The following is a 9,176-nucleotide window of genomic DNA, read 5'->3' as shown; positions in this document are numbered from 1 at the left end:
GGGAGTAAGGTTAGACACCGTGGTGTGGCTGTTGATTGTGGAGGCTTGTCCTGCGCCCCTCCCGGGGCGCGGGGCGTGTGCGCCTGCTTCCGGTGGTTGCGGCGAGGCCTCCACCACCGGCTAAAATCCGCTGTGCCTCCGGCACACAGAGGGTGTCAACCCTTCTTGCAATTCTTCGCCTGCGTAACATCAGTTACTGAGACGAGCCGCGTTTAGGTATTCCGCGCCTCACACACGACTCTGAAGCCGACCAGGGGATCACGCAGATCAGGCTGATGGTTGCTGCGTCCGGCATTGCGACAGTAGTTGGGCAGGCTATACCAGGAGCCGCCGCGTAAAACACGTGAGGTGCCTTTGGCAGGGCCGAAGGGATTGACCTTCGGACTGTGCTGGTAATAGTCGGCGGCGTACCAGTCGTGACACCATTCCCAGACATTGCCGTGCATATCATAAAGACCCCAGCCATTCGGTTTTTTCTCGCCCACCGGATGCGTGTGATTGCCGGAGTTGGTCAGACACCAAGCATACTGCACGATAAATTCCTCTTCATCACCGTAATTAAACAGCGTTTGCATGCCCGAACGGCAGGCGAACTCCCATTCAGCTTCGGTGGGCAGCCGATAAATGCGCCCGGTGGCGTAACTCAAGCGGCGGCAGAATTCGAAAGCTTCATCCCAAGTGACACTATCAACCGGATGGTTCGGCCCGTTGAAATGGCTGGGATTCGTGCGCATCACCGCGCGCCATTGCGCCTGCGTGATGAGGTATTTGCCGATATAGAAAGGCGAGAGCGTGGCCCGGTGTTGCGGATATTCATCGGCATAGCCCTGCTTTTCGGGCGAACCCATCAAAAATTCGCCACCCGGAATGGCGTGCATCTCCATGCGCACGTTGAGCGCAATGACTTCGGTGTACGAACGCATCCCTTTGGGGGAGACGGCGGTTGGATTCGGCGTGGCAATCACGCCGGTCAGATCAATGTTGGGCAGCACATCGCCTTGACTGGGTTTCTCGACTTCAGGTTCCAGCGTGACCTCGCGCCGCAACGAGGTCGGTTGATCAATCAAGGGCCGCTGGTTGGCTTTGGGGTTGGCGTTGAGGGGGCGCGGCGCTGGCTGTCCCCAGCCGTTCGCCGGTTCAGGCGCTGGCGGGCTGGCGGGTTTGGCTTCCTGCACCAGTTTGGGCGCAGGACTAGGTCCTTTCCGTCCTTTTGATAATGAGGGGTCTGGCTCAAAGATGCGTTTGCCGTCATCTTTATGTTCAATGACAAAAAGACTGGTGGGCCGCAACTCCGCTGGGGTTGGGGATGACGCATCTTTGGCAGGTTGCGCAACTGGGGCAGGCACGGCTTCGGCTAACGCAGGGACGGCTTCTTTATCAAGCGACTCAGGCACATTGACCAGCGTCTCGAAGCGTTGCCGGTCTGCTTCAGTCTCTTCGAGGTGACCAGGTTGAAAATCTACGACTGTGTCGAAACGCTGGTGTTCTTCTACCGCTTCGCCCGCTTCCGCCGGAAACCCCACTATCGTATCAAAGCGTTGCCGGTCAGGTTCGGCTTCACCCGGCGCTTCGGAAGTGAAGGTGACGACCGTGTCATAAGCCTGCGGCTCCGGTATGGCTTCAGCAACCGCTGCCGCCATTGGTGTGGCAACGGGCTTCGCGAATGGCGTTGGCGCGGAAGGGGCATTGACCAATGCCCCTTGAGCCTGAACGATAGGCGACGGGCTGTCAGCTTGAAGCGCTGCGTCAGGCGCTGCCTTCGCCATCGGTTGTAACGGTTGAGGTTGAGGTGTTTGGAGGTTGAGGTTGGTGGCCCTTTCCGCGCTGACATCGGCCCCGGCAACGTTGGGCGTAGTCTCTCGCACAGCTTGCGGCGTCGCATTGGTTGCTTCGACGACTGCTCTGACGCTGGGCGCCTCCGCAACGTGACGTGATGGCGATTTCTCTGCTGGTCTCTCGCCGGGTGAATTCACTTCACGTTTGGGTGAGTCGTCACTGGCCGTGCGCGGTGGGTTGGGCTTCGAACCCGGATGGGTGTCGAATTTTAATTCCGAGAGGATTTGCGAATCTATGCGTGAAAGTTTGGCGCGCGTTTGCCGTAACACGTCGCGCATTGCCAGTGCGGTGCCCGGACGTTCGTTCTGATTGAGCGAACAGGCCCGTTGCAAGGCTTCTGACACAGGCGCGGGAAAGCTTGGGTTGATTTCCTGCAAAGGGCGGAGCGGGTCAGGTTGTGCGCTGAGTGTTTCAATAGCACGCGAAACGGCGTCCGGCGGCATTTGGCCTGAAAGCAGGCAATGCATGGTTACGGCCAGCGAATAAATATCGCTGCGGGCATCCGTCCCCGACCCACGCATTTGTTCGAGCGGCGCGTAATTTGGCGTGTAGCCCTGAATGCTGGCGCTTCCCAAGGTCATCCCCGACACCGCGCCCTTAGCCAACCCGAAATCGAGCAGGATGATCTGCCCATTCGGCATCAGTTTCAGATTTTGCGGCTTGATGTCGCGGTGAATGATGGGCGGGTTGTGCATGTGCAGATAATGCAAAGCATCCAGCAATTGATCGCCCCAATCCAGCACCTGGGTAATCGGGAAGGGGCCTTCGCCGTGTTCGATGCGGTCGCTGAGCATTTCGCTGAGGTCCTGGCCGGGAATGAATTCCATGACGAAAAACTGGCTGCTGTCTTCCGTGATGAAATAATCAATGACGCGCGGCAGGGCGTTATGGCGCAAGCCGTAAAGCAAGCGCGCCTCGCGTTCAAAAGCCGAGCGCGACTGTTCGTCCACAAACCGGGACTTTTTCAGCACGACCGTGCTGCGCAAATTCAGGTCGGTCGCCTGATAAATCAGTCCCATGCCGCCTTTGTCGTTAAACACCTGTTCAACCTGATAGCGGTAATTCAGGACGGTTCCTTCGATTGTCGGAGCTAATTCAACGCCCACAGCAACTCACCAGGGGAAACTATTATTTCCCACCCAAGCACCCATCAAAACACCAAGCTACCTGAGCGTGCAGGTAGGTGGGGGGAGATTGAAATCACATTCGGTCGCCGCTCAATAATGTGTGCGCCACATCATTCAAAATGGCTTCTGCCGGGAAAATAGCACAAGTGCACTATGCTCGGCGCGAATGTTTACCATATTTCAGCTTAGCGAGCCAACCACATTTTCATACTTCGGCTGACAAAATCTGAGGCATCTTGCTGAACGAAGTGTCCGGCTTTGGGCACCGTGACCAAAGTCAGGTCTTTTTCCAGCCATTCCCAGGTGTTGTTGAGCGCCCCCGGCAAGAGCGCCGTATCGCCCAACCCGTGGATCATCAGTACCGAACATTGCACCTTGGGCAGAGGCGTTTTGTTCTCCTGGTAAGGTTCGCGTGGGTAGTTGCGTTTGTAGTAATTCAGCATCGCCTCAAGGTCAGAACGGTTGAATGCCTCGATGTATTTTTTCTTGGCTTCGGGGTCTTTTACCCAAAATGCAATCCCCTCGGCGTTAATCTTGGTGTGCGCATCCGGCTGTTGAAAGTTGCGCGCATATTGCGAATTCTTCTGCTGCGCCGGATTGTTCGCCAATTCGCGTGACAGTCCGGTCGGGTGCGGCAGGTTCAGGATGATGAGCCGTTCGACCATCTGCGGCATGTACATCGCCACTGTCCAAGCGACCATCCCGCCCCAATCGTGACCAACGATGATGGCTTTGTCGCGTTTGTGGTGCTTGACCACCGCCACCACATCCCCGGCCAGCAGTTGCATGTCGTAATTCTCGACGCCCTTCGGTTTGTCGCTCAGGTTGTAGCCGCGCTGGTCAATCGCCACGACGCGGTAATCCTTCGACAGCGCCACCATCTGATCGCGCCAAGTGAACCAGAAATCGGGGAAGCCGTGAATCATCACGACCAGCGGCGCGGCATTCGGCCCCAAGGCCGCGAAGTGAATCTTCACGCCATTCGAATCGGCATAGCCGTGTTCGACTTTGGCGTCGAGGTCGTTGTTGTCACGCGCGGTGGCGGATAGCGCCAACAACAGCGTCAGGCAACAGCAAAACAGTATTTTCTTCATCGGTGTGCTCCTGGTGAAACAGTCACGAAAGATGGGTTTCGGTTGGTCAAGCCGAAGGGTAAAGAAGAAGCGCTCAAAGGGCAATAGCGATTTCATTCCTGCGAATAAACGCTTTGAGAAATTGCCTGAGGCCTTGGGCAAGTAACAGCGTTTCTCTCGCGTTGGCTGTTGAAAATTGCACGCCGCTGCGAAATGCTCCCCACCTTTTCAGCCCATGCCAAGACGAACCCCCCGGCGCGCAGTTTGCACCTACCAGTACCGTTAAATGGAGGGATGGGCAATATGACGCGACAAAAAACAGCACCACATTCGATTGATTTAGGCCGGTTTGAAAGTTCTCAACCCGAACCGTCAGAAGAGGTCAAAGAGGAATTTGCCGAAGCCGCCAAGCTCGGCGGTCCCGGTGGCGAATTTCTCTTCAACGCGCGATTGCGGGAGCATCACGAATACTCCCCCGAACTATCGGGCGGCGATCTTGACGCCGCCTGGGAGGACGCGGATGTCGGCGAAGAGTCGGTCGGGGGCGCAAACCCCACGCCCGATCAAAGCCTCGTGGATGAGTTGGGCGCAGGTGCGGGCTTGATGTTCGATGATAACGAATCATTGCGTTCGCTGGACAAGGTCAAAGAGCGTGATCGTCATCGTTGGGAACTTGATCCTGCCTCCTCCGAGGATTATGCCGAACGCAACCGCCGCTGAAAGGAAGGCGATTATGCAAACAGAACTTGTACGTGAATTTATGCAACAGCCTTTGCGCGTGCACAGCTTCCTGGCCGGCGTGCCCTTGCGCACGCTTTACCGGCTTGAATTACCGGGAGGCCGCCCGAAGATGACGTTGCGCGAGATCAGGGCCGCGACAGAATCCAGCCAACCTGGTGAATTTGAGGCTGGGCCGGTGACGAAAGCCCTCTTCTGGTTGCGTGGCTTGATCGGGCAGGTTTTGCATTGGGATGATGATCAACGCCTGACGGCTGCGGTGACGTATCTTGAACGGCTGAGCGCGGAAGAGCGAGCACGCTCGCTTATTCCGCCAGGGCACGTCGAGGGGATTAGCCGTGTGCTCTATTGCTTCGAGAATGAGTTTCTGGCCGAGATCGTCAATCACACGGTGCATTGCTTCTGGCTCTTGGCGACGGAACGCACGAGCAACGGCTACAACCTTTACCTCGCGGTTTATGTGAAGAAGCTCAATTGGTTCACCCCCGTTTATATGGCGTTGGTGACGCCGCTGTTGAAAGGGATCATCTATCCCTCGATGTTAAAGCACAGCCGCAAACGTTGGGCTGAGACGTTTCCGCCAGCCGTTCACGCGCCTGAAAAAGTTGCCGTGTAAGAGAGACCGGCGAGGGCGAAACGCATTGTTTTCATTCAAGGGCATCTTGAGATGATTTTCAGAGCATTGGCTGTCTGGCTGGTCTTGATGGCCGCCGAATCGTTGCACGGTACGTTGCGGCAATTGCTGCTCGCCCCGCTGCTCGGCGATTTGCGTGCCCGGCAGGTCAGCGTATTGACCGGCTCACTCATCATTCTGGGACTCACTTATCTATTCATTCGCTGGCTGCGAGCCGGCAGGATGAAGGAGTTGCTGCTGATTGGCGGGCTTTGGGTAATGCTAACGTTGCTGTTTGAATTCGCTTTGGGCCGCTTGGTATTAGGGCTTACTTGGGAGCGGCTGCTGGCGGATTACGATGTGCGCGCGGGCGGGCTGATGCTGTTTGGATTGAGTTTTCTCTTCCTCGCACCTTACATCGCAGCCAAATTGCATGGCTGGAAGGATTTAAGTTTAAGGGCTACGTTTTGAATTAGTCCCGCGAATAACGGAGCGCGCAGTCGCGGGACTAACTCAAAACAGGCTGCTACGCTCTCGACTCAAACCGGAGCAGCGTTTTGGTACCCGCGGCATCCACAATCTCTAAGGCCTCGTCCTGCCCATCCGCCGCCGTTTTTGCATAGACATTGGTGACGTGCTCGATGGTATGTGTCAGATGACGCGGGTCATTGATCGCTGCGCCGCCGAGCAGGATTTCCAGCTTCGTGCCACCCTCGGCGAGGCTGATCCCGTTTAGCGGCAAAGAGCGCTCTTCTTCCTGCGCGCCCATTTCGCCAAAAATTTCCAGGCGCGTCAGCCGCGCTTGATTGCGTTTGCTGAATTCATTGCAAAAGCCTGCCCAGTCCTCACGTTTGACTTCTTCTGACATAATGCCCTCCTTCGGTTACTTTTGTTATTGAAAGTCTGCGAAACAGTTTCCAATCCATACACCCTGCAAATCAGCAACCGGTATGCCAACTGAGGGATGGTGAAGCCCGCGCAACTGTGCGCCCACCCAACGTTCCCGGCTGCGTGAATCTTCGCAGCCATTTTTCGCAATGCTTTGCGGTGGGGAAAACTGCGGCGCGAAATATCAAAGGGGCAAACGCGCTGGCCGCTTGCCCCTTTGATAGTTTGGTTGAATGTGCGTTTTGGTTCGCCTCAGTCGCCAGCCTGCGCCCGCTGCAATTTGAGCAACGGTTCAACACTCTCGGTTGCGCATTCGGCCAAACCCAGCGGCACCACACCACGCGCGGCATCCGTCACGTTATCCATTCGATTGGTCGGCACGATCTGCAAGCGGCGTTGGCGAATGTGTTGCAAGCGTTCTTCGCCGATAGCCTGCCGTTCGGCGGCGAGATTGCCAGAAAAGGCGCGCACTGCGCCTTCCTCCCGCAAAGCAGCTTTATCAACAAACACGATTGCGCGCGCGCGCAGATTGGTTTGTAGCAAGTCGCCGGTTTGCAAATAAAGAATGCCGCCACGACGTCTGGCTTCGGGCGTGACGTGGCCGATGGCCGCGCCGTAACTGACGCCGGAATAGCGCCCGTCGGTCACGAGCAGCGCCAGTTTTTTCAAATGGCGATTGGCGTTGATGTGCTGCATCGGCGTGAACATCTCAGGCATGCCGAAAGCTTCAGGACCCTGGCCGCTGATGACGACGGCGAATTTGAGCTGGTGCTCGTGCAGCAGGTGATCGAAGAGTTCAGCGCGTGAAAGCGCCGCTATCTGCTCGGTTGCAGGTTGCTGCGTGTTATGCCCGTAAATGCGCAGCAAGTCCTGCTGTGTGAGCGCCGCGTGTTGCTTGACCGATTCCAGAAAGTGATCGTCGAGCAGCTTGGCGTTGGCTTCGTCTTCGTTTTCGAAATAGAGCACGATGGCGAGTTTGGTGTCGAACTCATCGAGTTGCGCATCGGTCATGCCGCTGATTTTCACGACTGCCGAATCAAAGAAATTGCTGCTCAACACGTCAATGCCGCTAATCGGGCGGCGCGGCTTGCTCAGAATGATCGGATTGTTTTGCACGCCCGTGGCAGCCAGGTTCGTCGTATCGGCCAAGCGCGCGCGCCAGGTCGTGCCGGTCGCCGTCGGCGCGTCCAGCCGCATCGGCACGCCGTTGTTGAGCAGTTCGTACATCACCGTTTCCATTCCGCGAATCTGCCCGGTGCAGCATTGCTGGGCCAGTTCAAAGATCGTGCGGCCCTGCGTCAGGCTGTAATCGAACAGATCGGGAATCGGCGTGGCGCGGCGTATGCGGTCATACTCCTGAATCGAAAAATCCACGCCTGCGGCGATGATGCAGGCGACGAAATGCATCATCAGATTGGTCGAGCCGCCCGTCGTCGAATGAATCCGCACGGCATTTTCGAGATTGCGCTTGACCATCTCGGCCACCGAATAATCAGGGTTGTTGCAGTAGGTGAAAAGCGCATCCACGGCGGCATTGACGCGCGTTTGATCCGGCGGCTCGGTCAGCAGTTCAAGCGCCGGATGCACCAACCCCATGCCCGCCACGATGTGCCGCGACGAATTGCCCGTGCCATTGAAGGCGCAAATGCCGCCCTTGCTGTCGCAGGTATGCACGGCCAATTGCTTTTCCAATTCTTTACGCTTGGCTTGCGTCAGCAGCCCGGCGGCGACGGCGCGCGTGAAGACGCCCTGAAAGGCCTGATTGGTCGTGCATTGCAAAACGTATTGCAAGGCGTCGCGCATATCGTCCGCGATGGCCGCTTGATTGTGCGCGTCGGCGTGTTGGGCTAAGGCTTCGATCTCGGCGCGCAGGGCGTCGGGGAAGCTGCCGCCTTTCAAGACGTGGGCGGGCGCGAACGTGGCGAAGACCGGTGCATCGCCGCGTGCTCGCCGCGTGATGTCCAGCGCGGCCAGCGCCACGATAGCGGCGGTCGGTTGTTTGTCGCAGCCTTGAATCACAAACGCGCCGTGATAGCACTGCGCCTCCATCTGATTCACGATCATGGCGGTCATCGCATTGCGCGATTCCAGCGAATAGCACATCCCGGCATTCGATTGTGCCGTGCCGTCGCACAGCACGGGCGTCGAAAAGGCGAAAGGCACGCCGCCGTTTTCCCAGATACGCAGGGCCGCGCGCGCCGTCGTCTCGAAATCCATGATGTGCGCCGGATGATCGGGCGAACCCCCGATGATGGCGATGCGCGGGACGTTTTCATCCAGCCGCTCGACGATCTCGGCCAGCGAATACGTGACGTCGCGCCTGCCGAACAACAGCCGCGCGCGATCCAATACGCCGGCGACACAGATCGGCTCATTGGCTTTGCCTTGCACTTCACGTTGATAAGGGTTGTCACCGCGTGTGATGCGAATCATGTCAGCCACAGTCAAAGCTCCTCAAGGAATGTCGGACAAGCAGCCAGCTTGTCGCGGTCAGCGGATCAAGCAGCTAGCGGGATTCACGACAAGCTGGCAGCTTGCCGGACGCTGACGGCGCGTGCTTTTCGTCATCTCCGGACGACGCGCAACGTCGGGTAAAACGCTTTTGGCTTGGAAAAAAGGGCAATCGTTTCAGGTATGCGCAGTGTGCGTTCGCCTCACGCCGCGAGTGCTAGTGTCGGGCGCGGGTCAGCCGCCATCAATGCCCGCAAACCTAACAGCATCCCTAATAAAAGGCAAAGCCATGCCCCAGTCGGCAGTGTCGGCCGTGTCCTAATTTCAAAATTTAATCCTACGGATTCGCCCTCGCGTCGGCTCTCGCCTTGCGCTGTTTCTTATTCCAAGACTCTTTCAAGGTTTGACGAATCCATTCAGAAAGGTTCAACCCAGCATCTTTCGCGGCCT

At 57.3% G+C, this 9,176-nt stretch carries 7 protein-coding genes; 3 read left to right on the top strand and 4 right to left on the bottom strand.

Annotation, left to right across the window (positions count from 1 at the left end):
* Positions 1–212 precede the first annotated feature (212 nt).
* Together HY011_18860 and HY011_18855 are read right to left on the bottom strand one after the other, a co-directional pair.
* Positions 213–2,942 carry an SUMF1/EgtB/PvdO family nonheme iron enzyme gene (locus tag HY011_18860; GenBank protein ID MBI3425002.1) on the bottom strand — a complete coding sequence of 910 codons (2,730 nt, stop codon included), beginning with the start codon at positions 2,940–2,942 and terminating at the stop codon, positions 213–215.
* Positions 2,943–3,148: 206 nt separating this feature from the next.
* A complete protein-coding gene (locus HY011_18855) occupies positions 3,149–4,057 on the bottom strand; it encodes an alpha/beta hydrolase (GenBank protein MBI3425001.1) in 909 nt (302 codons plus the stop codon).
* Between the two features lie 282 nt (positions 4,058–4,339).
* On the opposite strand from HY011_18855, the gene HY011_18850 reads away from it, so the two are divergent.
* The 3 genes from HY011_18850 to HY011_18840 are packed head-to-tail and all read left to right on the top strand — an operon-like array spanning position 4,340 to position 5,858.
* A complete protein-coding gene (locus tag HY011_18850) occupies positions 4,340–4,756 on the top strand; it encodes a hypothetical protein (GenBank protein MBI3425000.1) in 417 nt (138 codons plus the stop codon).
* Between the two features lie 13 nt (positions 4,757–4,769).
* Positions 4,770–5,390 carry a DUF2867 domain-containing protein gene (locus HY011_18845; protein MBI3424999.1) on the top strand — a complete coding sequence of 207 codons (621 nt, stop codon included), beginning with the start codon at positions 4,770–4,772 and terminating at the stop codon, positions 5,388–5,390.
* A 51-nt stretch (positions 5,391–5,441) separates the two neighbouring features.
* The gene (locus HY011_18840; protein MBI3424998.1) at positions 5,442–5,858 is read left to right on the top strand and encodes a hypothetical protein; all 417 of its coding nucleotides are present in this window, start codon (positions 5,442–5,444) and stop codon (positions 5,856–5,858) included.
* Positions 5,859–5,913: 55 nt separating this feature from the next.
* On the opposite strand, the gene HY011_18835 is transcribed toward HY011_18840, so the two are convergent.
* Together HY011_18835 and HY011_18830 are read right to left on the bottom strand one after the other, a co-directional pair.
* Positions 5,914–6,255, bottom strand: coding sequence for a DUF5335 family protein (locus HY011_18835; GenBank protein ID MBI3424997.1), 342 nt, complete (start codon positions 6,253–6,255; stop codon positions 5,914–5,916).
* Positions 6,256–6,527: 272 nt separating this feature from the next.
* Positions 6,528–8,708, bottom strand: coding sequence for a dihydroxy-acid dehydratase (locus tag HY011_18830; GenBank protein MBI3424996.1), 2,181 nt, complete (start codon positions 8,706–8,708; stop codon positions 6,528–6,530).
* Between the last annotated feature and the right edge of the window lie 468 nt (positions 8,709–9,176).

It is taken from the genome of Acidobacteriota bacterium, from assembly GCA_016196035.1.
In the GTDB taxonomy this organism is placed as follows: Bacteria; Acidobacteriota; Blastocatellia; order RBC074; family RBC074; genus JACPYM01.
This window is presented reverse-complemented; position numbering and strand designations above follow the sequence as displayed.

What these genes read in the sequence shown, in the direction of transcription:
- HY011_18855 (MBI3425001.1), bottom strand. Translation starts at nt 4,057, where the DNA reads ATGAAGAAAATACTGTTTTGCTGTTGCCTGACGCTGTTGTTGGCGCTA.
- HY011_18850 (MBI3425000.1), top strand. Translation starts at nt 4,340, where the DNA reads ATGACGCGACAAAAAACAGCACCACATTCGATTGATTTAGGCCGGTTT.
- HY011_18845 (MBI3424999.1), top strand. Translation starts at nt 4,770, where the DNA reads ATGCAAACAGAACTTGTACGTGAATTTATGCAACAGCCTTTGCGCGTG.
- HY011_18840 (MBI3424998.1), top strand. Translation starts at nt 5,442, where the DNA reads ATGATTTTCAGAGCATTGGCTGTCTGGCTGGTCTTGATGGCCGCCGAA.
- HY011_18835 (MBI3424997.1), bottom strand. Translation starts at nt 6,255, where the DNA reads ATGTCAGAAGAAGTCAAACGTGAGGACTGGGCAGGCTTTTGCAATGAA.
- HY011_18830 (MBI3424996.1), bottom strand. Translation starts at nt 8,708, where the DNA reads ATGATTCGCATCACACGCGGTGACAACCCTTATCAACGTGAAGTGCAA.